Origin of the sequence: Sphingorhabdus sp. (genome assembly GCF_046292425.1) — a bacterium.
GTDB lineage: Bacteria > Pseudomonadota > Alphaproteobacteria > Sphingomonadales > Sphingomonadaceae > Sphingorhabdus_B.
The window spans coordinates 1-25139 of sequence record NZ_JBKBQV010000040.1 but is presented as its reverse complement, the minus strand read 5'-3'; the positions used below and the strand labels follow the sequence as shown (position 1 = coordinate 25139).

Annotated in this window: 25 protein-coding genes; 11 read left to right on the top strand and 14 right to left on the bottom strand. The window is 55.2% G+C overall.

Annotated elements, in window-relative coordinates; all coding sequences use genetic code 11:
* On the top strand, positions 1–1902 hold a 1902-nt coding region (gene alaS / locus ACK4S7_RS09255; RefSeq protein WP_409646191.1), incomplete at its 5' end, for an alanine--tRNA ligase.
* Here the strand turns inward: alaS and ACK4S7_RS09250 are convergent.
* Positions 1899–3659, bottom strand: coding sequence for a cation:proton antiporter (locus ACK4S7_RS09250; RefSeq protein WP_409646189.1), 1761 nt, complete (start codon positions 3657–3659; stop codon positions 1899–1901). The genes alaS and ACK4S7_RS09250 overlap by 4 nt on opposite strands.
* A gap of 101 nt (positions 3660–3760) precedes the next feature.
* Positions 3761–4981, bottom strand: coding sequence for an NADP-dependent isocitrate dehydrogenase (locus ACK4S7_RS09245; RefSeq protein WP_409646197.1), 1221 nt, complete (start codon positions 4979–4981; stop codon positions 3761–3763).
* Positions 4982–5133: 152 nt separating this feature from the next.
* Here ACK4S7_RS09245 and ACK4S7_RS09240 point away from each other — a divergent pair, with 152 nt between their 5' ends.
* From ACK4S7_RS09240 to ACK4S7_RS09230, 3 genes are all read left to right on the top strand, one after another.
* Positions 5134–5868, top strand: coding sequence for a phosphatidylserine decarboxylase (locus ACK4S7_RS09240; protein ID WP_409646187.1), 735 nt, complete (start codon positions 5134–5136; stop codon positions 5866–5868).
* Between the two features lie 32 nt (positions 5869–5900).
* A complete protein-coding gene (locus ACK4S7_RS09235) occupies positions 5901–6641 on the top strand; it encodes a CDP-alcohol phosphatidyltransferase family protein (protein WP_409646186.1) in 741 nt (246 codons plus the stop codon).
* 512 nt (positions 6642–7153) lie between these two features.
* Positions 7154–8491, top strand: a complete 1338-nt coding sequence (locus tag ACK4S7_RS09230; RefSeq protein ID WP_409646185.1) for a DNA recombination protein RmuC — start codon at positions 7154–7156, stop codon at positions 8489–8491.
* Positions 8492–8503: 12 nt separating this feature from the next.
* Here ACK4S7_RS09230 and ACK4S7_RS09225 read toward each other — a convergent pair whose 3' ends face one another.
* The 7 genes from ACK4S7_RS09225 to ACK4S7_RS09195 are packed head-to-tail and all read right to left on the bottom strand — an operon-like array spanning position 8504 to position 13674.
* A complete protein-coding gene (locus ACK4S7_RS09225) occupies positions 8504–9307 on the bottom strand; it encodes a TrmH family RNA methyltransferase (protein WP_409646184.1) in 804 nt (267 codons plus the stop codon).
* Positions 9307–9585, bottom strand: a complete 279-nt coding sequence (locus ACK4S7_RS09220; RefSeq protein WP_409646182.1) for an HPr family phosphocarrier protein — start codon at positions 9583–9585, stop codon at positions 9307–9309. The genes ACK4S7_RS09225 and ACK4S7_RS09220 overlap by 1 nt, the downstream gene beginning before the upstream one ends.
* Entirely contained in the window at positions 9582–9986 is a 405-nt protein-coding gene (locus ACK4S7_RS09215) for a PTS sugar transporter subunit IIA (RefSeq protein ID WP_409646180.1), read from the bottom strand. Before ACK4S7_RS09215 ends, ACK4S7_RS09220 begins: the two co-directional genes overlap by 4 nt.
* Positions 9983–10948 (bottom strand): RNase adapter RapZ, encoded by a 966-nt coding sequence (gene rapZ / locus ACK4S7_RS09210; RefSeq protein WP_409646178.1) that lies wholly within the window; start codon positions 10946–10948, stop codon positions 9983–9985. Before rapZ ends, ACK4S7_RS09215 begins: the two co-directional genes overlap by 4 nt.
* On the bottom strand, positions 10945–11418 hold the full coding sequence (locus ACK4S7_RS09205) for an HPr kinase/phosphorylase (protein ID WP_409646176.1): 474 nt from the start codon (positions 11416–11418) through the stop codon (positions 10945–10947). Before ACK4S7_RS09205 ends, rapZ begins: the two co-directional genes overlap by 4 nt.
* Positions 11418–12998, bottom strand: a complete 1581-nt coding sequence (locus tag ACK4S7_RS09200; RefSeq protein WP_409646195.1) for an ATP-binding protein — start codon at positions 12996–12998, stop codon at positions 11418–11420. The genes ACK4S7_RS09205 and ACK4S7_RS09200 overlap by 1 nt, the downstream gene beginning before the upstream one ends.
* Entirely contained in the window at positions 12967–13674 is a 708-nt protein-coding gene (locus ACK4S7_RS09195) for a response regulator transcription factor (protein ID WP_409646174.1), read from the bottom strand. Before ACK4S7_RS09195 ends, ACK4S7_RS09200 begins: the two co-directional genes overlap by 32 nt.
* A gap of 192 nt (positions 13675–13866) precedes the next feature.
* Between ACK4S7_RS09195 and ACK4S7_RS09190 the strand changes: the two genes are divergently transcribed.
* Both ACK4S7_RS09190 and ACK4S7_RS09185 read left to right on the top strand, forming a co-directional pair.
* Complete coding sequence (locus ACK4S7_RS09190) at positions 13867–15468, top strand: phosphoenolpyruvate carboxykinase (protein ID WP_409646172.1); 1602 nt, start codon at positions 13867–13869, stop codon at positions 15466–15468.
* 45 nt (positions 15469–15513) lie between these two features.
* Complete coding sequence (locus ACK4S7_RS09185) at positions 15514–15960, top strand: hypothetical protein (protein ID WP_409646170.1); 447 nt, start codon at positions 15514–15516, stop codon at positions 15958–15960.
* A gap of 77 nt (positions 15961–16037) precedes the next feature.
* Here the strand turns inward: ACK4S7_RS09185 and ACK4S7_RS09180 are convergent, their stop codons facing one another.
* The 3 genes from ACK4S7_RS09180 to ACK4S7_RS09170 form a co-directional block, all read right to left on the bottom strand.
* Positions 16038–16430 (bottom strand): DUF3597 domain-containing protein, encoded by a 393-nt coding sequence (locus ACK4S7_RS09180; RefSeq protein ID WP_409646168.1) that lies wholly within the window; start codon positions 16428–16430, stop codon positions 16038–16040.
* 318 nt (positions 16431–16748) lie between these two features.
* Positions 16749–17195 (bottom strand): NfeD family protein, encoded by a 447-nt coding sequence (locus ACK4S7_RS09175; protein WP_409646166.1) that lies wholly within the window; start codon positions 17193–17195, stop codon positions 16749–16751.
* A gap of 182 nt (positions 17196–17377) precedes the next feature.
* Complete coding sequence (locus ACK4S7_RS09170; RefSeq protein WP_409646164.1) at positions 17378–18292, bottom strand: SPFH domain-containing protein; 915 nt, start codon at positions 18290–18292, stop codon at positions 17378–17380.
* Positions 18293–18453: 161 nt separating this feature from the next.
* Here ACK4S7_RS09170 and ACK4S7_RS09165 point away from each other — a divergent pair, with 161 nt between their 5' ends.
* The 5 genes from ACK4S7_RS09165 to ACK4S7_RS09145 are packed head-to-tail and all read left to right on the top strand — an operon-like array spanning position 18454 to position 24045.
* The gene (locus ACK4S7_RS09165) at positions 18454–19269 is read left to right on the top strand and encodes an HpcH/HpaI aldolase/citrate lyase family protein (RefSeq protein ID WP_409646193.1); all 816 of its coding nucleotides are present in this window, start codon (positions 18454–18456) and stop codon (positions 19267–19269) included.
* 28 nt (positions 19270–19297) lie between these two features.
* Positions 19298–20782, top strand: a complete 1485-nt coding sequence (locus tag ACK4S7_RS09160; protein WP_409646162.1) for a M28 family peptidase — start codon at positions 19298–19300, stop codon at positions 20780–20782.
* Positions 20783–20836: 54 nt separating this feature from the next.
* The gene (gene guaB, locus ACK4S7_RS09155) at positions 20837–22297 is read left to right on the top strand and encodes an IMP dehydrogenase (RefSeq protein ID WP_409646160.1); all 1461 of its coding nucleotides are present in this window, start codon (positions 20837–20839) and stop codon (positions 22295–22297) included.
* 3 nt (positions 22298–22300) lie between these two features.
* Positions 22301–23482, top strand: a complete 1182-nt coding sequence (locus ACK4S7_RS09150) for an RsmB/NOP family class I SAM-dependent RNA methyltransferase (protein WP_409646158.1) — start codon at positions 22301–22303, stop codon at positions 23480–23482.
* A 35-nt stretch (positions 23483–23517) separates the two neighbouring features.
* Entirely contained in the window at positions 23518–24045 is a 528-nt protein-coding gene (locus ACK4S7_RS09145) for a hypothetical protein (protein ID WP_409646156.1), read from the top strand.
* Positions 24046–24060: 15 nt separating this feature from the next.
* On the opposite strand, the gene ACK4S7_RS09140 is transcribed toward ACK4S7_RS09145, so the two are convergent.
* Entirely contained in the window at positions 24061–24546 is a 486-nt protein-coding gene (locus tag ACK4S7_RS09140; RefSeq protein WP_409646155.1) for an RNA pyrophosphohydrolase, read from the bottom strand.
* Positions 24543–25139: alpha/beta hydrolase (locus ACK4S7_RS09135; protein ID WP_409646153.1), on the bottom strand; the 597-nt coding region annotated here is incomplete at its 5' end. The genes ACK4S7_RS09135 and ACK4S7_RS09140, both read right to left, overlap by 4 nt.

The window sequence follows — 25139 nt, the reverse complement described above, 5'->3', positions numbered from 1 at the left end:
GACACCTTCAAGGCGCTCATCAACGCTTCTGAGGAGCTTACAGGCACAAAAGCAGTAGGCGAGCAAAAGGCGAGCCACCGTGTAATCGCGGACCATTTGCGGTCGACCAGTTTCCTGTTGGCGGATGGCGTGATGCCATCCAACGAAGGACGCGGCTACGTATTGCGGCGAATCATGCGCCGCGCAATGCGCCACGCGCACATTCTGGGCGCGAAAGAGCCGCTTATGCACCGTCTGGTTGGCAGCTTGGCAGCGGAAATGGGCGCGGCTTATCCAGAGTTGTTGCGTGCGCAGCCATTGATTGAAGCGACACTGCAGCAGGAGGAAACGCAGTTCCGCCGTACGCTCGATAAGGGCATCAAGCTGTTAGACGAAGCAACCGCGGGCATGGCGCCGGGTGATACGCTGGCCGGGGACACCGCGTTCAAGCTGTACGACACTTATGGCTTCCCATATGACCTGACCGAAGATGCACTGCGCGCCAAGGGCTTTGGCATTGATCAGGCCGGTTTTGAAACCGCCATGAACAATCAAAAAGCCATGGCCCGTGCCGCATGGAAGGGTTCGGGCGCCAAGGCATCCGATGATGTGTGGTTCGATATCGCAGAACGCGTTGGCGCGACTGAATTCACTGGCTATGCCGCAAGCGAAGGCGAGGGGCAGGTTGTCGCGCTTGTAAATGACGGTATCGAAGTTGCGTCGGCAGTTGCTAATGACACGGTCACCGTTATCACCAACCAGACACCCTTCTACGGCGAGAGCGGTGGCCAGATGGGCGACGCCGGCGGAATTTCTAGCACGAACATGCGCGGTGAAGTGACCGACACGGCAAAACCTTTGGGCCGTTTGCATGCGCATCAGGTGACGATCGAAATCGGAGAGATCAAAGTTGGCGATTTCGTCACGCTTAAAATAGACACAGCCCGCCGCGATGCGCTGCGCGCCAATCATAGCGCCACGCATTTGCTGCACGCATCATTGCGCCACCGTCTTGGCGAACATGTGACGCAAAAGGGCAGCCTGGTCGCCCCTGATCGGCTGCGTTTCGATTTCTCGCACAACCAAGCGGTTACCGCAGAACAAATTGCATTGATCGAGGCTGACGTAAATGCACAGATCCGCGGCAATCAGGCGGTCACAACGCGTTTGATGACACCAGATGATGCCGTCGCCGCTGGTGCACTTGCGTTATTCGGTGAAAAATATGGTGATGAAGTCCGTGTACTGACAATGGGTCAATCTGATGACGCGCATTATTCCGTTGAGCTTTGCGGCGGCACCCATGTCAACGCCTTGGGCGATATTGCTTTGTTCACTATCATTTCGGAAGGCGCGGTCGCAAGCGGTATCCGCCGTATTGAGGCGCTGACCGGGGAAGCGGCGCGCTTGTGGCTTGTTGGTCGAGAGACACAGTTAAAGAATGTCGCGGCCATGTTGAAGACTGCACCTGACGAAGTGGGCGTCCGCATTGAAGCGCTGATCAGCGATCGCAAGCGGATGGAAAAGGAGCTCTCCGAAGCAAAGAACGCATTGGCACTTTCGGGCGGCGGAGGTCCCAAGGTCGAGGCCGAACAAATTGGTGACGTCACCTTCATGGGGCAAATCATAGCCGGGATTGAGCCAAAAGCACTACGCGGCTTGGCTGATGATCAAATGAAGGCGATTGGCACGGGTATCGTTGCGATTATCGCTGCCAATGAGAACAGCAATACAGTGGTGGTTGCCGTATCGCCCGCGTTGCATGGCACTGTCAACGCACCTGATCTGGTGCGTGCCGCAACTGAAGCAATGGGCGCGCAAGGTGGCGGTGGCCGGCCCGACATGGCGCAAGGTGGCGGACCTGCGGGCGCTGAACGCGCGCAAGCCGCGTTGGACGCAATCAGGGCAAGGATAGCTGGCTAAGAGGTCAGCTTAAGTTTGGGGGCCTCATCAAGGCCTCCTGCTTCCTTGATCTGCCTGCGGAACTCATCCCGTTTTTCATGGATGGATGCGATGACGGGGCCCATCGCTACGCCAAGGTCCACCAGAACTGCTTCAGACAATTGCAACGAGCTTTCCAACGTCTCGGGCACAGCGTCACTTGCGCCTGCCTGATACAGCCGGGCGGCATGTTCGGGGTCACGTGCGCGGGCCACGATCGTAATGTCCGGCAACCATGACCGCACTCGTTTCACAATTTGTTCGGCCAGAACAGGTTGGTCCATGGTGAGGATAAGCGCACGCGCATAGCCCAGATGTAGCCTGTCGAGCGTTTCCGGTCGTGAGATATCGCCAAAGACAACCTTGTATCCCTGTCGCCGGGCAACGGCGACTGTGTCGATATCAGAATCGACGGCTACATATGGTTGACCATGGGTGATCAGCATGTCTGCCACCAGCTTGCCAACCCGGCCAAAACCAATCACTACCGTCCGAGGATCGGTTGTAACATCATTTTCTAGCGCCGGGTCGTCGCTTTCCCGCATTTCAAGCCGCGTGGCCATGTCGTGACCGATGCGCGCCAATATCGGCGTTATAGTCAGGCCAATAGCGGTCGCAACTTGCCAGAAATTGACCGTCGCGCCGTCAATAATCTGTGCTGCGCCCGCCGCACCCAGAACAATCAACGTGGTTTCCGATGGGCTACCCATCAGTACCCCGGTTTCAGTAGCCGTCCCGGTGCGTGCGCCATTCAGCTTAAGAAGTGATGCTGTGACCAAGGCCTTTATAATGACGACAGCGGCTACTGCCCCCACCAATATCGGCCAATTGTCAGCAACATAGCTCAAGTCGATCTGCATGCCGATACTGATGAGAAATACGCCAAGGGCAAGTCCTTTGAACGGCGCAGTCATTACTTCAACTTCGTTTTGATATTCTGTCTCAGCGATCAAAAGACCGGCGATCATGGCACCCACGATCGGGGAAAGGCCGACTGCGCCCGTAGCCAGACTTGCAACGATGACAACAAGCAGGCTGACCGAAACAAATAACTCGGGGCTTTTCGTTCGGGCGGCTTGACCGAAAAGCCGCGGGAGCAGGAAGCGCCCGATCACCAGCATCGCGGCGATGACGAGGCTGCCCTGCCAAAGGACGGTAAACAGACCCTCCCAGGTGCTGTCACCAGCGTGTGGAGCAAGCGCACCAAGCACGAAGATAATCGGTACGATGGCCAAATCTTCAAAGAGCAACATCGCGAGCGCAGATTTTCCAACTGCCGAATGGGTGCCTGATATCGGAAGAACAAGCGCCGTAGATGACAGTGCCAGCGCGATACCTATACCGATCGCGGCAGTGGCACTGTAGCCAAACAAGTAGAGCCCTGCTGCAATTACAAGGCCGGCCCCAAATAACTGGGCTGCGCCAACGCCGAATACCAGACGTCGCATTTTCCATAGTCTGCGAAAGGACAGCTCGAGGCCGATTGAAAAAAGTAGCAAAATGATGCCATATTCGCCAATCGGCCGAATGCTTTCAGCGTCGGTTATCGTGACCCATTCAAGCACGGGGTACTGGTTGACCAAGGCACCAAGACCCATGGGGCCGACCAGAATGCCAACCAGGATAAATCCGATTATCGGCGTAACGCGGAAGCGCGCAAAGGCGGGAATAACTATTCCTGCTGCGCCCAAAATGACGATCAGGTCGCGCAAGCCTTCGGTTTGGATTTCGGCTGCCATGCCGTCCTTTTACGCAGATGCAACATGATAAGGGAAGGGGCGTGCAAGAAAAAAGCGCGGAGGTCGCCCACCGCGCTTTTGGATTGTCAAAATGTGTGGATTTACTGCCAGCTACCCATTTTTACTTCGAGATTGGCGCGTACCTGTTCGAAGAACTGCTCGGTCGTCATCCATGCCTGATCCGGACCAATCAGGATCGCAAGATCCTTTGTCATATGGCCATCTTCAACGGTCTGGATGCAAACTTCTTCAAGCGTTTCGGCAAAGCGGGTTACGTCTGGCGTTTCGTCGAACTTGCCACGGAACTTTAAGCCGCCGGTCCATGCGAAGATTGACGCAATCGGGTTGGTCGATGTTGCCTTGCCTTGCTGATGCTGGCGGAAGTGGCGCGTGACAGTGCCGTGTGCAGCTTCTGCCTCGACTGTCTTGCCGTCCGGTGTCATCAGAATCGAGGTCATTAGGCCAAGCGAACCAAAACCCTGTGCAACCTGATCAGACTGCACGTCCCCGTCATAGTTTTTACAAGCCCAGATGAATTTGCCTGACCATTTTAACGCCGATGCTACCATGTCATCGATCAAACGATGTTCGTAGACAATCCCCAGTTCCTTGAACTTGTCTGCGAATTCTGCCTTAAAAACTTCCTGAAACAGGTCTTTAAACCGGCCGTCGTAATATTTCAGGATTGTGTTTTTGGTCGACAAATAAACCGGCCATTCCCGGGTCACACCATAATTAAGGGAAGCACGCGCAAAGTCACGGATGGAGTCGTCCAGATTATACATGGCCAGCGCGACGCCGGGTGAGGGGTAACGAAATACTTCCTCATCAATCGTCCTTCCATCGTCGCCATCCCAAACGAGGCGAAGTGTTCCAGGACCGGGAACAAGGAAATCCGTCGCACGATATTGGTCCCCAAAGGCATGGCGGCCAATCACGATTGGATCCGTCCAGCCGGGAATCAAGCGGGGGACGTTCTGAATTACGATTGGCTCACGGAAAACCACGCCGCCCAAAATATTGCGGATGGTGCCGTTTGGCGATTTCCACATTTTTTGCAGGCCGAATTCTTCAACGCGGGCCTCATCAGGAGTGATTGTTGCGCACTTAACGCCGACGCCGAACTCACGGATGGCGTTGGCGGAGTCAACGGTAACCCTATCATTGGTCTTGTCGCGATATTCCATGCCAAGGTCGTAATATTTCAGGTCGATGTCGAGATATGGCAGAATGAGACGCTCGCGTATCCATTCCCAAATGATACGAGTCATTTCGTCGCCATCGAGCTCAACGACCGGGTTCTTGACCTTAATTTTTGCCATAGCAGAAAGCACTTTCCGTGTGGGAGTTTGGATATTGACGGGTGCCATAGCAAAGTCTGCCATATGTTCAACTGCCTCCCCCAAATTGTCTGAAAATGGCTGAAATGGCATCTAAGGTTGTCAGATGGCGATGCATCCCCTAGCTAGGCCAGATGAGCAGACAAGAATTGACAAACCGGGGTACCGGGGTTGCGAAATGGGCTTTTCCTCCCATTCACCCCGAGGGCCGCAAGTTCGGACTTATTGCCGGAGGTATAACCCTCTTTTTTGCCTTCATGGCTTGGGAAACGCTCGCGTGGCCTATGGCCGCGGTGACAATCTGGACTCTGGCGTTTTTCCGCGACCCAGCGCGCGCGACGCCCATCGAAGACCGATTTATTGTGGCACCAGCAGATGGCCTTGTTACTTTGATTGAAAAAGTCTCGCCTCCGCCGGAATTGCGTGGGCCAGATGGCCTTGGCGACCAACCAATGACTCGCGTATCGATTTTTATGAGCGTGTTTGACGTGCATATTAACCGAACACCCATCCGTGGAACGATAAAGCGCGTTGTCTACATTGCGGGCAAATTCCTGAACGCGGATCTGGATAAGGCCAGCGATGAAAACGAACGTCAGCATTTTCTAGTCGAACGCAGCGACGGGGTCCGTATCGGATTCACCCAGATCGCCGGTTTGGTCGCGCGTCGCATCGTCGCTTTCGTGAAGGAAGGGGACAGCGTCGCCAACGGGCAACGTGTTGGCCTTATCCGCTTTGGAAGCCGCGTCGATGTCTACCTTCCGCACGGGACAGCATCACGCGTCATCAAGGGGCAGCGTTGCGTTGCAGGTGAAACGGTTCTCGCCGAAATCGGCGTCGACCAGGATCTTATAGCCGTCGCGCACTGATGGACGCGCACTCCTCCCGCCCTGGAATATCTTTGCGGGCACTCGCACCGAATGCAGTGACGGCATTGGCGTTGTGCACCGGCTTGTCTGGTGCATGGTTCGCCATGCAGGGCCGCTGGGAAAACGCGGTGGCCATGATCGTTATTGCGGGCGTCCTCGATGCTATGGATGGCCGGATCGCAAGGATGCTTAATGGCGAGAGCCGTTTTGGCGCAGAGCTGGATTCGCTTTCGGATGTGATTGCATTCGGAGCTACGCCTGCTTTGGTCATGTATATGTGGGTAATGCAGGACATGCCGCGTTTTGGATGGACCATATCGGTGTTCTTTGTCCTTTGTGCCGCGCTTCGTCTGGCGCGGTTTAATGCGCGGATTGATACCGAGAACCAGCCGCACAAGTCCGCCGGATTCAACACTGGGGTGCCGTCGCCCCCTGGCGCTGCACTGGCTCTCTTGCCGATGATGATATGGTTTGAAACAAACGCTGAATGGGTTCGCGATTATCGCTTTCTCGCGCCATGGTTGCTGCTTTGCGCCCTATTGATGATTTCCAATGTGGCAACGTTCAGCTGGTCATCCATTAAAGTGCGGCGCAGCCTTAGATTCATGGCGCTGGCTGCGGTGGGATTATTTGCAGCAACCTTGGTCGCCGCCCCTTGGGTCGCGCTTATTGGTGCAACGGTGATTTACGGGAGCCTCCTGCCGTTCAGCATGATGAGCTATGCCCGCGTGAAGAAGTCCCGTCGGAACGTCTCCGAAGCGATTCCGGGATAGCTTGTCCACAACATATTCTTTTTAGGTATTTACTTTCATTCCGTTCTTTATATGTTCATATCCTCACCTGCTTGAGGAGAACGGTCATGCCCTAATTAGTTATCTGACAGCGCGCTAGATTTGAACGCAATAGACACATTTTGGTAAGTTCCTTCCAGTCGACGTAGCCCCCACGAGAAGCAGGCGCGTTTTATGGACACATCGAACCAGTTTGCTCGATTGTTGTAAAAAACTAGCTTTAATCTGAATTGAACAGCGGAGACTATGATTATGTCATGGTTGCATTTTGTTCATGAGGATAGCCAAAATTCATATCGGTGGTATGTCTTGAACCGCCATGGCGAGCTAATTTGTTCGTCATGCGATGTGTTTTACGACCAAGCCGAAGCGAAGAATGACCTGACAGCATTTCTGATGTTGATGGGTCGGTACTCGGCTGCCTGATGATCTAGGGGGACGGTGATCTGCTGTCCCCCGAACAGGCCGTCTACAGCTGTTTTTGGGAATTTAATATGGATGTCATGGTCTTAGCCGTAGTGATTGGGGCGTTGTTGGGAGGGCTGGCGCTAGGCTGGTTTGCTGGCGGCCGCACAGGTAAAGCGGGGCTTGAAACAACTGCACAGTTGCGGGCGATGCTTGACCAGGTTGTCATTGAACGCGACATGGCCAAGGATCGCTTGGCGCGGCTGGAAACAAGCTTGGAAGAACGCGAGCGGAGCTTTGAGGAGCAACTCGCGGCGCTGGGTGATGCAAAAGAAAATCTGTCCGCACAATTTGGCGAAATCGGACAAAAATTGTTAGGCGAGGCGCAAGCGGCGTTTCTGCAACGCGCTGATGAACGCTTCCACCAGGCAGGTGAGAAAAACGAAGAGCGGCTGAAGCAGCTTCTGGGTCCAGTGGGTGAAAAGCTCAAGGCGTATGAAGAGCAGGTCGGGAAAATCGAGAAGGACCGGACAGAGGCGTATGGCGATCTGAAGGGCCTGATTGGGGAAATGCGGCTTGGTCAGGAGCGCGTGTCGAGCGTGGCATCGGGCCTGATGAACTCCTTGCGCAATGCGCCAAAGGCCAGAGGCCGCTGGGGCGAGCAGCAGTTGAAAAATGTGCTTGAAAGCTGCGGCCTGTCCGAACATGTCGATTTTGATCTGGAAACCAGCATTGACGCGGGCGACGGACTGCGGTTGCGGCCCGACGCGGTTATCAATGTGCCGGGCGGCCGGACCTTGGTCATTGACGCCAAGGTATCGTTGAACGATTATCAGGATGCGTTTGCCACTGTCGACGATGACGTCCGCGCTGTGGCGATGGCGCGGCACACGCAATCAATGAAAAACCACATCGATGGACTTTCCCGCAAGGCCTATTGGGATCAGTTTTCCGATGCGCCCGATTATGTCATCATGTTTGTGCCGGGTGAGCATTTTCTGGCTGCGGCATTGGAGCATGATCCGCAGTTATGGGATTTTGCCTTTGATAAAAAGGTGTTGTTGGCGACGCCAACCAACTTGGTTGCGATTGCTCGCACTGTCGCCAGCGTATGGCGACAAGAGGGGCTGGCGCGCGAAGCGAAGCAGATTGGCGCGCTTGGCAAGGAAATGTATGACCGGATTGCGGTAGCGGCGCAGCATCTGAAGTCGGTTGGCAGCGGGCTATCGTCGGCGGTCAATAACTATAACAAGTTCGTCGGCAGCTTCGAACGCAATGTCATTTCGACTGGCCGGAAATTTGCCGACTTGAACATCGAAACGGGCAAGCGCGAGTTGGAGGAGGTTCCCTTGGTTGAGGCTCTACCGCGTTATGGCGATAGTGAAGCGCCGCAGCCGATTGCCGACCAACGTGAAACCTCCGCGTGAGGCTTAGCCAGCTTACGGGCGCCTAAACTGGTTCAATACCTCATAGGCCATCACCGCGGTCGCGACCGCGGCATTTAAGCTGTCAGCTTTGCCCCGCATCGGCATCTTAACAAGCAGGTCGCATTCGTCTTCATAGGTATCCGGCAAGCCCTGCGCCTCATTACCCGTAAGGATGAAGCAAGGCGCGTTGTAACGGGCGGCTTGGTAATCGGTGTCGGTCTGCAGGCTGGTGCCAACCAGTTGGCCATCGCCGCTGCGCAACCAAGCAGTGAATTCCTCCCATCGGCATTGTACGACTTTCTGTGTGAAGATGGCGCCCATGCTCGCGCGGACGGACTCCACCGAAAACGGGTCCGTGCAATCGTCAATCAGAATCAGCCCGCCCGCGCCGACCGCATCGCCGGTGCGTAACATGGTGCCCAAATTGCCGGGGTCACGCATCGATTGTGCGACGAGCCAGATCGGGGCGCTGTTGCGGTCTACATCGTCAAGAGCAACTCCATGGTCGCGATAAACGCCGACCACGGTCTGCGCATTGTCTTTACCTGACAGTTTCGCCATGATGTCGGCGTTGGTTTCGATGATATCACCGCCGTTGGCGAGCACTTCGGCTTCCAAAGCGACTTCGAGGTCATGTACAGGCCGGTCTTTGACGCGAAAAAGCATTTCCGGAAGAAATCCAGCCTCGCGCGCTTCGGTCATGATCCGAAGTCCTTCGGCAAGGAACAGCCCAGCGCGTTTGCGCAGCTTCTTTTCACGAAGCCCACGGATTTCTTTTAACAGCGGATTGGAAAATCCGGTAATCTCACGGCGCATCAGTCTTCGCCGAAACCGTCAACTACAAGCCCCACAAGCTTATCAAGCGCAAGCTCTGCCTGATCGCCTTCAACGTGAATAATGATTTCGCTGCCTCTGGCCGCACCAAGCATCATCAATCCCATAATCGAAGTGCCGGTCACCGATTGTCCGTCTTTCTCGACCTCAACGCGTATACCCTCCGGCAGACGGCTTACGAAAGTCACGAATTTCGCACTGGCACGGGCGTGGAGGCCTTTTTGATTGACGATCGTTGCGGTCTTGCTGAGGCGGGTCATCTCGAAGCCTCAAGCACTTCGGACGCGACGCTGATATATTTGCGACCTGCTTCGCGAGCGGCGGCGACGGCTTCTTTGACATCAAGGTTTTTACGGGCGCTATCAAGGCGGATGAGCATCGGCAAATTGACCCCTGCAATGACCTCAACACGGCCGCTGTCGAGCAGTGATATGGCGAGATTGGACGGGGTCCCACCGAAAAGGTCGGAAAGAATGATAACACCTTTACCGGTGTCGACCATTTTGATCGCAGCGGCGATCTCATTCCGCCGCGCTTCCATATCATCATGTGGCCCGATGCAGATGGTCGCTACGTCCTTTTGCGGCCCAACGACATGCTCCAGCGCAACGAGGAACTCGTTCGCCAGTTTTCCATGGGTGACTAAAATCAGACCGATCATGTGCGTTTACTGTCCTGTCGCGACTTATTTCCGTCTGCGCCGTTAGCAGGCTCCTCAAGCGCGTCAATCGGTCTTGACGTCAGATTGCGGTGTGACACGGTCAGGGCAAAGCCATCCTCGCGTAACCACTCGCCAAATGTTTGGGCAACATGGACGGAACGGTGGCGACCGCCAGTGCATCCAAAGGCGATGTTGATATATGCTTTTCCCTGGGCATCATAAAGCGGCAGAAGGAAACGGAGCAAATCCCTGATTTTATTCATTGCTTCATCATATTTCGGGTCTGCCGAAACATACTCGGAAACGGCTGCATCCATTCCAGTCATCGGTCGCAAATTGCTGTCCCAATGCGGGTTTCGCAGGAAGCGCAGGTCGAATACCAAATCTGCATTATGTGGGACGCCGCGTGAATATCCAAAGCTTGTCACCGTAATGATGGAATGCGGTGATGTTTCACTGGTAAATCGTTCGCGGATTGCGACTTGCAGATCGTGGGCAGACAGTTTGCTGGTATCGATCACCGTTTCTGCCCACCGGCGAAATGGCTCCATGACGCTCCGGTCAAGGGCAATACCGTCCATCGCTGGCCGGTCAGGTGCCATCGGGTGACGGCGGCGTGTCTCGGCGTAGCGGCGTTCGATTTCAACCCCTGCGCAGTCGAGAAAAAGTGTCAGGATGTTCAGATTCGGCTGTTTCTGCAATTGCTTGATCTGTTGGATCAACGCTTCGGCATCGAAGCCCCGTGTTCGGCTATCAAAGCCGAGCGCTAGAGGGATGTTTGGACCATTTTCGCCCCCCGAGGCAGGTATTTTCAGCAACTGTCCTGCCAGCTTGATCGGAAAATTATCGACTGTTTCCCACCCTAAATCTTCCAGAGTCTTAAGCACTGTGGTCTTGCCGGCCCCCGACACCCCGGTGACGAGCAAGATTTTTTGGGGCTCGGAAGGTGTGTCCTGTTTCAAAATCCCAAGCTTTCGTTAGCTGCGGCGTCTTGCATTGCCACTGGCATTAACCCAGCGTCAATCACGGAACGAAGCGCCAGTTCAACCTTTAACGCGCTACTAGCCTGAAATGGGTCCAGCATTAGCAATGGAACGGCATAATCGATTAATAATGCCTGCTGATGTTCAGGCGGCATCCGGTCAATTTCAGTGGCGAATTCGACAACCATCCGCAATGGGGCGGACTGAACATAATCTACCGAACATATCCCGACGCCTCTGACCTCAATCTGGCCGACGATATTTGGTGCACATCTTATAACAGGCAAACCGTCGCTGGCGTCGAGTTGTACGATATCGTCCCCAATCAACCTGGCACCGCGATCCACGAGACGCAGCGCCAAATCAGATTTTCCGCTGCCTGACGGTCCCCGCAGTAGGACGCCGTGGCCGCCAATATCGACTGCAGTAGCATGAACCGCTGACCGCATTATGTTGTCGCCGTAGCGGCGCAGGGCAGGGCAATTTCAAAGCATGCACCCCCTTTGCCGTCTACCCGGTCGCGCACGGCGATTCGGCCATGATGCCCCTCGATAATCGTCCGGGCGATGGCCAATCCTAGCCCGCTGTGCTTTCCAAAATTTTCCGAAGCAGGTCGTTCGCTGTGGAAGCGGCGGAATATCGCCTCGCGTTCTTGAGGCGGAACCCCGGGGCCTTCATCGCTGATGCGGATGATCACGTCCTCATTGGCCAATGTTGCAGATATCTCTACCACCGATCCGGACGGTGAAAAGGAAACTGCGTTGTCGATCAGATTGGTCAACATCCGCTCAAGCCGGACATCTTCGCCCATAACGGTCGTGATCTTCCTTCGCGGTCGTGCGAAGGCGATCGTGACGTCCTTGTCGATGCCGCGATCTTCACGCGCTTGCAGCAGTTGTTCGATCATGTCGCCAAGGTCGATGGGTTCGAACTTTGCTTTGGCCAATTGTGAATCCACACGGCTTGCGTCTGATATATCGCTAATGAGGCGGTCCATGCGCTGCACGTCTGCTTTTGCAACATCCATCAGTTGTTTGCGCAATCCGGCGTCTTCAATCCGCTCGGCACCGTCAAGCGCCGAGCGCAACGATGCAAGTGGATTTTTAATCTCATGGGCGACGTCTGCAGCAAATGCCTCGGTTGCATCAATCCGCTGCCGCAGTGCAATACTCATGTCTGACAAGGCCCGAGCCAACATACCGATTTCGTCACGGCGCGACGGTAGCCGCGGTACCATCACCTCTTGTGCACGCCCAAGTCGGACTTTTACCGCAGCACGCGAAAGATGGCGCAACGGCCGGACAATCGTGCGGGCGAGAAATGTTGAAAGCAGTATTCCGATGCCCAGTGCAAACAGGAAAAACATTCCGATGTTGAACCGCTCGGCCCGTACGAACAGCCGAATGTCTCGCTCGTTCGCGGTGGTGAGAACGCCATAGTTGCCGTCAGGTGATTGCGACGCCGCACTAATGACATGGGTGAGGTCGGGGGCAAAGCGCACTGCCGATGCAGCTTTCGACGGCGTAGCGCTGCCGAACTCGTGCCAAGCTTGCATATCATCGTTTTCTGGTTCGGAAAACGGCTCGATTGATTGGGCGCCCACCAGAAAATCAAACAGACGGTCAATTCCGCGCGCGGCAACTTTCGGCCATGGTTCGCTGTTTGGATCGCGGAAAAAATATGTTGGCGGTTGATCGTCGAAACTGTCCAGAATTTTGGCACCGCTCTTGTCATAGATGCGGATCCGCGACTGGTTTTGCTGCCCAAATTTGTTGACATATGCCGCCCGATTTTCGTCGTCTACCAAAGACAGGCTACGCGCCAGAAACGTAGCCTGATTGCGTGCGGCCTGTTCGCGCTCTGCAATCAAGCGGACACGGTAGCTATCTAGAAAGAACAGCCCAGCTCCCAGCAAGGCGAGCACAAACAGGTTCACGGCCAGGATGCGCGTTGTCAGCGATAACCCCCGGCTCCATCCCAACTGCAGATCAGCGGGTTCAGCTGTCGGCGAAACGATATCCGGCCCCATAAAGCGTGTCGATTGCTGTGAATTCGGGATCAATTTCGCGGAATTTCCGACGCAGTCTCTTGATGTGGCTGTCAATGGTCCGGTCATCAACATAGACATCGTCTTGGTAGGCGGCATCCATCAACTGGTCGCGTGTCCGCACGACGCCCGGGCGGCTGGCCAACGCTTCCAGAATCATAAACTCCGTCACTGTCAGCGTTAACGACCGACCGTCCCATTTCACCTGGTGGCGGGCTGGGTCCATTTCCAGCTTTCCCCGCACCATTGGTTCGGGCTCTGCGCGCACTTCTCCGTTTACAATGGCCTTGTCATAGGTTGCGCGCCGCAGGATCGCCTTGACCCGCGCAATAAGCAAACGCTGCGAAAAAGGCTTCGTGATGTAATCGTCCGCACCCATGGCTAGGCCGAGCGCTTCGTCCAGTTCTTCATCCTTGGATGTCAGGAAAATGACTGGCATATCGCTTTTCTCCCGCAATCGCCGCAACAGCTCCAGTCCGTCCATACGGGGCATTTTGATATCAAAAATGCCGAGATCTGCAGGGTTTTCGAGAAGCGCTTTCAAGGCGGCCTCACCGTCCGAATAAATCCGCGTCACATAGCCTTCAGCTTGCATCGCAATTGATACAGAGGTCAGTATATTACGATCGTCATCCACCAAGGCGATATGGGCACTCATCTCCAGACTATAGTAAGGCAGGGGCTTCGGTTCAATCTATTGCTCGTTTCAGACAAAGTCTGTCGTGGATAACGTTTGTCCAAGAAAATACATGCCACCCCCATTTGACCTCGCCCAGTGCATCGTATACCGGCAGCCCTTTGAATGTGCATACGTATGCCCTTAGATTCGCAACTTTTGCCGGAGTAGCCAATGTCGACACCACTGAATATCTCGCTATCGCAACAGGGGTTCGCCACAAATGCCGAGCTACACTGCAACTTGGGTACTGCGCCGCTTGTGGAAGCTGCGCTTGCGAATGGCGAAGGAATATTGGCCAAGGACGGCCCACTTGTGGTCAAGACAGGCGCGCACACCGGCCGGTCTGCAAAGGACAAATTCATCGTCCGCGATGCCGAAACTGAAAACAGCATCTGGTGGGGCAAAACCAATGTGCCGATGGACCCTGCGCATTTTGCGGCGTTGAAAGAAGATTTCCTTGCGGCGCTTGGCGGCAAAGACAAGTTATATGTAGCTGATCTGTTTGGCGGATCGCAGCCGGAGCATCGCGTCAATGTGCGCGTCATCAACGAATTTGCATGGCATAACCTGTTCATCCGGACCCTGCTTGTGCGGCCGACACAGCAGGAACTGGCAAACTTTGTGCCGGAATATACAATCATCGATTTGCCCAGCTTCCGCGCTGACCCAGCACGTCATGGTTGCCGCAGCGAGACCGTGATTGCGGTCAACTTCACTGAAAAGCTGATCCTCATTGGCGGGACGGCCTATGCGGGCGAAATGAAGAAGTCGGTATTCGGAATTCTGAACTATCTTCTACCCGTCAAGGGAGTCATGCCCATGCATTGCTCAGCCAATATCGGTTCAGACGGTCATACCGCCGTGTTCTTTGGCCTATCGGGTACGGGAAAAACCACTCTGTCCGCCGACGCCAGCCGCACGCTCATTGGTGACGATGAACATGGCTGGTCCGACACCGCCGTCTTTAATTTTGAAGGCGGTTGCTATGCCAAGATGATCCGTCTTTCTGCCGAGGCAGAGCCAGAGATTTTTGCAACGACCAAGCGGTTCGGCACGGTTTTGGAAAATGTCGTTATTGACCCGGAAACCCGCGAGCTTGATTTCAACGATAACAGCCTTGCCGAGAATAGTCGTGGTTCGTACCCAATTGAATTCATTCCGAACACTTCGGAAAAGAATATGGGGCCAGTGCCCAATACGATCATATTCCTGACCGCCGACGCATATGGCGTCCTGCCGCCCATCGCGCGGTTAACGCCGGATCAGGCGATGTATCATTTCCTTTCAGGTTACACTGCGCGTGTCGCGGGAACCGAGATTGGCGTGACAGAGCCTGAAGCGACATTCTCGACCTGCTTTGGTGCACCATTCATGCCGCGCCATCCAAGCGTTTATGGTAATTTGCTGAAGGAGCGGATTGCCAAGGGCAATGTGCAATGCTGGCTGGTCAACACTGGCTGGACAGGCGGCAAGGCCACAATGCCGGGCATTAGCCGGATGCCGATTAAAGCGACTCGGGCGTTATTGAACGCGGCACTAGATGGCAGCCTGAACAATGCAGAATTCCGCAGGGATCCAAATTTCGGCTTTGAATTTCCGGTCGCCGTTTCGGGCGTCGACAGTGGCATCCTCGACCCGCGTGCGGCGTGGAAAGACAGCGCCGAATATGATGCGACAGCGCAAAAACTGGTCAAGCAATTCATTGATAACTTCGCCCAATTTGCCGACCATGTTGATGAAGGTGTAAGGCAGTCAGCACCTAAGGCAGCTTAATCCGTCCGGGCAATTCCGGACCATTGGAAGTCCGGAAAAATGTCCATGTTTGAAGTTCGCTTGTTTATCGATGATGCGCCGATTGTCGAAATTGGCACCGGGCTGCTTGCACGGACGCTGCCGCGTTCGATGTGGACCCATGAGGCGCATCTGGCGGCCTGCACATGGCTTATCCGCGACAGGCCAGACATCAACATTGAACAGGAACTTCCTGCAATCATTTCCGCATACAACGAGGCCGTCGGCGGTGTTAATGACGACACGCACGGATATCACGAGACGATCACGCAGGTGTATGTTCGCGCGGTGAAAGCGCATCTGGAGGAAGTGGGGCGTGATGTCCCGCTGTATGAGACGGTCAATGCATTATTGCTGTCCGAGCGCGGAGAGCGTGATTTTCCGCTTAAATTCTATTCAAAAAACCTGCTGTTTTCGGTCGATGCCCGGCGGACGTTTATGGCGCCCGACCGAGCTGGTTTAGGGAATATCTAGGCTTTGGTAGGTCGCAACCTCCCAATTTTCGTCATCGGGGGCGGCTTTCAGGGTAACAATATGTATCTTTGCAACCCTTAGTCCAGCAACTCGGCCGGTACCTTGCCACCGTTTTTCGCCAATTCGCGCATGACAGCCTTGTGAAGCCACATGTTCATTTCGGCACTGCCGTCGAGGCTGCCGGTGTAGCCAAGTTCCATCGCAAGGTCTTTGCGCTCCTGCAGCGAGCTTTCCATGCCAAGCATTTTCATCAGATCGACAATCGACGACCGCCAGTTCAGATTGCGGCCATCACTCGCGTCAATTGCCTCGAGATTGGCGATCACGTCCACGTCAGACACGGTTTCATCTTCGACTGGTTGCGGAGCAACTGCGACGATTTCGGCGGGGATTATCGAAGACGTCTTGGGCGCGGCGGCGGGGCCTTTTTTGCCAAAAACGGCGTCTTTGATACTGCTGAATATGCTCATAAATGCGTCCTCTAATTACCGGTTCATTGCGAGACCGGGCATGATCTATTGCGCACCGCCATAATTCGGGCAGCGGCAGCAAGAGAACGCATCGAGAATCAACCTGTTCCATTGTGGGTATAAACCCGCAGAATAGCATCAAAGGTCACACTAAGGTCTCGCCTAAACCGGTCACGACACCGGCGGCTTTTCCATTTGTTCGCGCTGATGAAACCAGCGGCAACCGACAATGTCAAAGAACCGGGCGGTGCCTTGCAACATCGCGTACGGTTTTTCTCAAATCAAATCCTACATTACAAGGGGGTCACAGCAACGCGGTTAGACTCCCTCAACAAGCAGCACCGCCCCGTCAGCGCCGATGACCTTCACGCGGGCACCAAGCGCCGCGTCTACGCCACGGGCATTCCATACGCTGTCCCCCACTTTGACGCGGCCATTCCCGTTTGCAATCGGTTCAACCACCGTTACGATTTCACCCGTCAGGCGCGCGCCCCGGTCGTTCAACTTGTTATCCTCAGTTTCAATGGGGTGGTCCTGCAGGAATTTCTTGCCTGCAAAAACGGTCAGCACGGACAATATTGCGAACACTGCCACCTGATAGGCAAGGGTAATCGGCAGGAAATAATCGAGAATGCCAACAATTAAAGCAGCAAGACCAAGCCACATGAGGAAGAAGCCGGGCGCAACCATTTCGGCAACGCCGAGGATCAGCCCAAGCGAAAGCCAGAACCAGTGGGTTGATATCGTGTCGAGCCATTCTGCCATGCTTATCACTCCGTCATTTAATTCCCGAAACCGCCAGATAGCCTATGGCCCGAGCTTTCAACGCTGGCAAAGCCGAAGGGCGTCTTTCGGCAAGGCGCTGTGCCGATAGTCATCCTTCGACAAACCTGTCGTTTCGCGACTGCTGCTCGGGACGACGTTTCCGGTCCAATCCGATTATGCCCTTACTTATCTTTGGTAGCCAGTGCTTCTCGGGCCAGTTCCCCAATTCCCCCAAGCGTGCCGATCAATTGCGTCGCCTCGACGGGGAATAATATGGTTTTTGCGTTTGGCGAGGTGGCGAACTGGCTTATCGCTTCGGTATATTTCTGCGCTATGAAATAATTCAGCGCCTGTGTGCCTGATGAGGCGATGGATTCCGATACCATGACGGTAGCCTTTGCCTCGGCCTCTGCCTCGCGTTCGCGGGCTTCGGCATCGCGGAAGGCGGCTTCCTTGCGGCCTTCAGCTTGCAATATCTGGCTTTGTTTTTCGCCCTCAGCGCGCAGGATCTCAGCAGCACGCAAACCTTCTGCTTCGAGGATTTGTGCCCGCTTTTCGCGTTCAGCCTTCATTTGGCGCGCCATGGCGTTGGAAATGTCAGCGGGTGGGCGGATGTCCTTCACCTCCACGCGGGTAATCTTTACGCCCCAAAGACCGGTGGCGTGGTCCACTACGGAAAGCAGGCGACCGTTAATGTCGTCGCGTTTGGACAATGTTTCGTCAAGATCCATGCTGCCCATGACAGTGCGCAGGTTTGTCGTGGTGATCTGCATAATTGCGTTATACAGATCTGACACCTCATAAGCCGCCTTCGCGGCGTCGAGAACCTGAAAGAACACCACGGCATCGACGCCGACCATGGCGTTGTCTTTGGTGATTATTTCCTGCCCCGGAATGTCGAGCACTTGCTCCATAACGTTGACCTTTCGGCCTACGCGGTCAAAGAACGGGATGATTATGGTGAGGCCGGGTTGCGCGGCATAAGTGTAACGGCCAAACCGCTCAATCGTGTAGACAAAGCCTTGTTGCACAACAGTCACGCCCATCATGACGAAGATGATGACGATAAGAGCAAGCAGGCCGAAGAAATATTCCATGAAGATTCTCCCGTTGACGTAATGGAGAATGTGTTGGATTCTGCTGTAGTTGCAAGCAAAATCGAACGTTTGTGCCAGCATTTACTGCGTGTTACGTGGCAGGCAGAGCGGCGCCTCGTCAAAGGCCTTCCGTCCAAGTGAAAACAACGGGGTACGAAGAAATGGAAGTTTCGCAGCAACTTAGGTTCGTCCGATCGGCGTTATATGTGCCGGCCTCCAATGCGCGGGCGCTGGAGAAGGCGCGCGGGCTTGAAGTCGATATGCTCATCATTGACCTTGAGGACGCTGTTACCGATGAGAACAAGGACGACGCGCGGTTGGCGGCAATAGATTTTGTTGCAACGGGCGTATCAGGCAAAATAATGGCTATTCGCGCCAATGGCATCGAAAATCGCCATCATGCAGCGGACATGAAAGCGATCGCAGCAAGCAACGCCAATCTTGTGGTTTTGCCAAAGGTTGAAAGAACGGATGACATCACGGACTGTGGCAAAGCTGTGCTTGCGATGATCGAAACGCCAACCGGCATTTATGCTGCGCGTGAAATTGCAGCGCATTCTGTGGTCGCAGGATTGATCGCCGGGACCAATGACATTGCTGCCGAAACCGGTATTCGCCCGGGGCCAAATCGTGAAGGGCTGGAACTGGCGTTACAGGCAATTGTCCTTGCTGCAGCAGCTTCCCACAAGCCCCGTTTCGACGGCGTGTGCAATCGCTTGGATGATATGGTCGGCTTTGACGCGGAATGTCGGCAAGGCGCGACTTACGGGTTTACGGGTAAAACACTGATCCATCCAAACCAGATTATGATCGCCAATCAAATATTTGGACCAGACGCAGCAGCCGTCGCCGAGGCTAAGGAGTTAATTGCGGCGAATCGAGGCGGAGCACAGCGATTTAAGGGTCGCATGATTGAATCTATGCATGTAGAGGAAGCAAAATTGACGGTAGAGCGTTCCCGACATGCGATGGGGTGACGTCGCGTCTTAGTCCGGAGCGAAAAATATGCGCCTTGCCCGTTTAGCGATCATTGTCAGCGTCGTCGCGCTATCTACGGTACCGGCCTTTTCCAAGGCGGTTACTGAGGCCGACCTGCGCAAACATATTGCCATTCTGGCGAGTGATGCATTTGAAGGCCGCAAACCCGGGACCGAAGGTGAAACAAAAACCGTGCAATATATTGCAGAGGTTTGGGCAAAAGCAGGCTTGAAGCCCGCCGCCTCCGACGGTAGCTGGTTTGACCCAGTCCCATTGATACAGCGCGGTCAGGGCACTTCGACCCACAGCTTTTGGTCCAAAGGACGCAAGCTGCGTGTTACCTCCCAGGACATCATCCTTATCGGGCAAGAGGCGGAATATGTGCGCGGCAAGCTGCCATTGGTGTTTACAGGATCGGGCGTAAAGGCCGATGGAATGGTTGGCGCGGACGTTGCCGGGAAAGCCGCGCTCGTACTGTTTGACGCAGAGAATGTGCCAGACGAAATGCAGTCCCCGCGTGCGCGCCGGGAAGCATTGATCGCGGCGGGTGCAGAAGCGGTTATCTTTATTGGCGAAAGCAAGGGTAACTGGCCAACGTTACGTCGTCTTCTTTTGTCGCGTCCGATCGCCTTGGAGAGCCGCGAAAAGCATGCGCCAATGGAAGGTGCAATAAGTACGGAGTTTGCGGTGGGTCTGGTCACCGCGGCTGGCCGCGACTGGGACAAGTTGCGGGCAAATGCCAAACAGGCCGATTATACAGGCGAAGCGCTTGGCATTGACGCGGACCTCGACGTAAAAACGGATATTTACCGCTTCAATAGCTCAAATGTGATTGGCAAAATCGCCGGTCGCAAAAAGAACAGCGGTGCGCTGTTGTATATGGGGCATTGGGACCATCTTGGCATTTGTGCTCCAGAAGGTGCACCTGACCGGATATGCAACGGCGCAGTCGACAATGCCAGCGGCATCGCCGTCTTGAACGAAGTTGCCGAGGTCCTGGCGAAGAAAAAGCATGATCGGGATATCTATTTTGTGGCCACTACGGCAGAAGAGAGCGGTTTGCTGGGGGCGTATGCCTTTGCCGAAAAGCCGGTGGTGCCGCTGGACCAGATTGTCCTTTCGTTGAATATCGACACCATCGCAATTGCGCCCCGCGGGTCAAAGGTTGCTATCATTGGCCGAGGCACAACGCCGCTGGATGCAGCAGTCGAGGCAGTGGCGAAAAAGTCGGGCAGGGCAATTGAAAGCTCGGCCGACGCAAACGCCTTCATCCAGCGGCAGGATGGTTGGGCGCTGACCCAAAAAGGCGTTCCCGCCTTGATGGTAGGGGGGTCTTTTGCCGACTTGGAACTTATGCAGAAATTCCTGGGCAGTGACTATCACGGTCCTAACGACGAGTTGACCGATAGCACCGAGCTGGGCGGCGCAGCGGAAGATGCCGAATTACACATTGCCCTTGGCCGTCACTTTGCAGACGCAAGAAAATTTAAATCCAAGAAGGCTGGTGAATAAGGGGGTTACTGTTTACATGGGCCGCCAAGAATCAAAGCTTAAAGCGGTGGCCCCATGAAAGAAATTCCCCTTGGACTGACATTTGACGACGTGCTGCTACAGCCGGGAGCGTCGGATATTTTACCCAGCCAAGCGGACACGCGGACTCGGCTGACCAAAAGTATTTCGCTGAATATACCAGTATTGTCATCCGCGATGGATACCGTCACCGAAGCGCGCATGGCGATTGTCATGGCGCAGCTTGGCGGCATTGGCGTTCTGCATCGTAACCTGAGCATTGAAGAGCAATGCGCCGCTGTGCGTCAGGTAAAGCGGTTTGAAAGCGGTATGGTGGTCAACCCGATCACCATCGCGCCCGATGCCACGCTTGCCGAAGCGCAGGCACTGATGCTGGCGAACGCAATTTCGGGCATTCCGGTGGTCGAGGCGAGCGGCAAGCTTGCCGGCATATTGACCAACCGCGACGTCCGCTTCGCCGAAAATCCTGCGCAGCCCGTATCGGAACTAATGACGCATGAAAATCTGGCAACGGTGTCAGCGTCGGTGACGCAGGAAGAAGCGCGACGCTTGCTGCACCAGCGTCGGATTGAAAAGCTGCTGGTCGTCGACGACGGCTATCATTGTATTGGCCTCATTACCGTCAAGGATATTGAGAAGGCGGTTCTATATCCGAACGCGACCAAGGATAGCTCCGGACGCTTGCGTGTTGCTGCGGCAACCACAGTGGGTGAAAAGGGATTGGCTTACACCAAGGCACTGATTGACGCGGAATGCGACCTGATCGTTGTTGATACGGCGCATGGCCACAGTGCCATGGTGGCCGCGGCAGTCGCTGAAATCAAACGCATGGCGCCGGAAGTTCAGGTTGTAGCTGGCAATGTCGCCACAGCTGCGGCAACCCGCGCTCTGATCGACGCTGGCGCCGATGGCATCAAGGTGGGGATTGGTCCGGGTTCCATTTGCACAACCCGCGTCGTTGCCGGTGTCGGTGTGCCGCAACTGACAGCAGTCATGGAAGCCGCTGCCGAAGCCGCAAAGTCAGATATCCCAGTCATCGCTGACGGAGGTTTACGGACGTCGGGCGACTTGGCAAAAGCCCTCGCCGCTGGCGCATCATCGGTCATGGTCGGATCGCTTCTGGCGGGTACTGAAGAGGCTCCGGGCGAGACTTTCCTGTATCAAGGCCGGGCATATAAAAGCTATCGCGGCATGGGAAGCGTCGGGGCAATGGCCCGCGGTTCCGCCGATCGCTATTTTCAGCAGGATATCAAGGATCAGCTCAAGCTGGTGCCTGAAGGAATTGAGGGGCAGGTGCCGTTCAAGGGGCCAGCACGCGATGTCATTCATCAGCTTGTGGGCGGCGTTAAGGCGGCCATGGGTTATACAGGGTCGCGCACCATCGCCGACCTTCAGGAGCGCGCGCAGTTTGTGCGCATCACCAATGCCGGATTACGGGAAAGCCATGTTCATGACGTTACAATTACACGCGAAGCACCCAATTACCCGACGCGTTAAGATATGAGGCCCGCTGCGCGCCTGCAGTCGGCTATCGAGCTGGTTGATCAAATCATAATAGCAGCCCGCGACGGCGGAGCATCTGCTGACCAAATTGCCAAACGCTTTTTCGCGGAGCGACGCTATGCGGGATCAAAGGACCGTCGTGCGGTGCGTGACCTGGCGTGGGGCGTTATCCGGCGTTTTGGCAAGCGGCCAGCGACCGCGCGTTCGGCTTTTGCCGCCATGGCAGATGCTGACCCCGAGCTGGCCGCGTTATTCGACGGCAGCGACTATGGGCCTGCCGCTATTGATCCGTCGGAGGCGCGCTCCACTGGCGGCGCTTTGCCGAAATGGCTCAAGCCGCTGTTTTCGTCGCTTATTGATGAGACCGAGCAAGCGTCGTTGCTTGACCGCGCGCCGATGGACCTCCGCGTCAATGCGTTAAAGGCTCGCCGCGAGGAAGTGGCGGCGTTGCTGCCCGAAGCAGAAATCCTGCCTGCGCTTGATTTTGCACTGCGTCTTCCAGGTGGTACGGCGATTGACAGCCATCCCGCTGTCGAAAGCGGCCAGGTCGAAATACAGGATTTGGGGAGCCAGCTTATCGTCGAGGCATGCCATGCAAAGGGTTTAGGCACAGTGCTTGACCTGTGCGCGGGTGCTGGCGGCAAGACGCTTGCCTTGGCCGCTGCGATGCGAAACAACGGGCGGTTGATTGCAACCGACACCAACCGCAACCGACTGGATCAGCTGAAGCCGCGTGCTGCACGGGCGGGGGCGACCAATGTCGAAACGCGGCTGTTGAACCCCGGTAAAGAAAAAGAAATGCTGGCCGAGCTTAATGGCAAATGTGACCTTGTTCTGATTGACGCCCCCTGTTCGGGAAGCGGGACGTGGCGGCGCAACCCCGAAACGCGCTGGCGTCTTGATGCAGCGCGGCTCAAACGCGTCATTGACGAGCAGGCCAAGCTTCTCGACATAGGTGCGGAAATGGTCGCGCGCGGCGGGCATTTGGTATATGCGGTATGCTCACTCATCGAGAATGAGGGCAAGGGGCAAGTGGCAGCTTTTTTGAAATCGCATAATGGCTGGCGTGCCGTCGAAACAGGCGTGGCCATGGGGCGCGCGGATGGTGATGGCGTGCTGATGACGCCTTTGCATGATGGCAGCGACGGATTTTTCTTCGCGAGGCTCCAGAAGCTGTGATAGCGTCGCGGGTCGAACAAATTTGGATATATATTATGCGTTTTTCACCCGCGGCCATTACTCTGTCGCTCACACTGGCAGTCATGTCGAGCGCCAGCATTGGTGGGCAATCGAACAAGAATATTGATGCCCGTTCCATTGCGTTGCTAAATACAGGCGATCAGGAAGCCAGTGCAGGCCGGCTAGACAATGCGATTGGCTGGTATGAATCGGCACTTGCCGTCGACCCGCGAAACCGCGCCGCCTATGTAGCATTGGCGCGCGTGGCAAAGGCTCAAAGCCTGAATGGCAAGGCAATCGGCTTCTATAAAGAGGCGCTCGAGCTTGAACCAAATGATCAGATCGCTTTGGCTGAACAAGCCGAGGTTATGATTGCCAAGGGCGCGCTGGAACAAGCGCGCAAGAACATGGCCCGGTTGAAAACATTGTGTCGCACAAGTTGTGCCGCAGTCGAAAGACTTTCGCTCGCTATCGATATGGCGTCACAGAAGCAGCAGGCGCAGGCCAGTGCTGTGGATTTGAAAGCCACTCTTGGTGCTACGCCAGAGCCAAAAGCGAACTGATTGAAGCGTGCGGCCTTAAATCAGGTCGGCGAACTCCGACAGAATATTTTCATAAAGCCGCTTTTTAAATGGTACGATTAATTGCGGCAGCATTGGCGCATCAATCCACTGCCATCGGGTAAATTCCTGATGCGCGGTTTCGATGTTTATGTCGGTGTCGGCGCCTTTGAACCGCATCAAAAACCACATTTGCCGTTGCCCGCGATATTTGCCCTTCCATATCCGCCCGATCATATCGTCGGGCAAATCGTAGAAATGCTCTTTTTGACTTCGCGCGAGAATATCAACCAGATCTGCCCTGACGCCCGTTTCCTCAAATAACTCGCGTAATGCAGCGGTTTCGGCATCTTCGCCATCGTCAATCCCACCCTGTGGCATTTGCCACGCGTCAGTGCCTTCTGGCCGATCCATTCGCTGGCCAACAAATATCTTCCCTTGCGTATTTGCAAGCATGATGCCTGCGCAAGGGCGGTAGGGAAGGTCTTTGGATTCAATGATCATGTCGATTGGGTCGCGTCCTCTAGCATCGCTTTTAATGCTGCAATATTACCTTCAATATCGGCTTGCACCGACGGAATCGCTTGACGGATGTTGATATGGCCATGGATGTTGCCATCGGCGCTTCGGTGTTCAACGCGAACGCCAGCTTGCTTCAACTTTTCGACATAAGCCAATCCCTGATCACGCAAAGGGTCAAGGCTTGCCGTGGTCACGAGGCTGGGCGGCATACCTTCTTGCGGGAAATTAAGCGGTTCCGATCGATAATCACCGGGCGTTGCCGCGTGGCCCTCACCGAAATACGCCATCGCTTCATCGGTCAGCAGATAGCCATTTGCGAATTCGCGCATACTTGGCCAATCGGCGTCGAGTGTGACAACCGGATAGATAGGAAACTGGACCAAAACCGGCACCGCGGCAGGTTTGTCGCGCAAGGCCATGGTTGTGACAATTGTCAGGTTACCACCGGCGCTGTCACCCGAGGTGATAAGGCCGGTCACTTTTAGACCAAGCTCGGCAGGACTGGTTGCTATCCACCGCGTTGCTGCCTCGCAGTCTTCTGCAGGCGCCGGGAATGGATATTCAGGTGATAACCG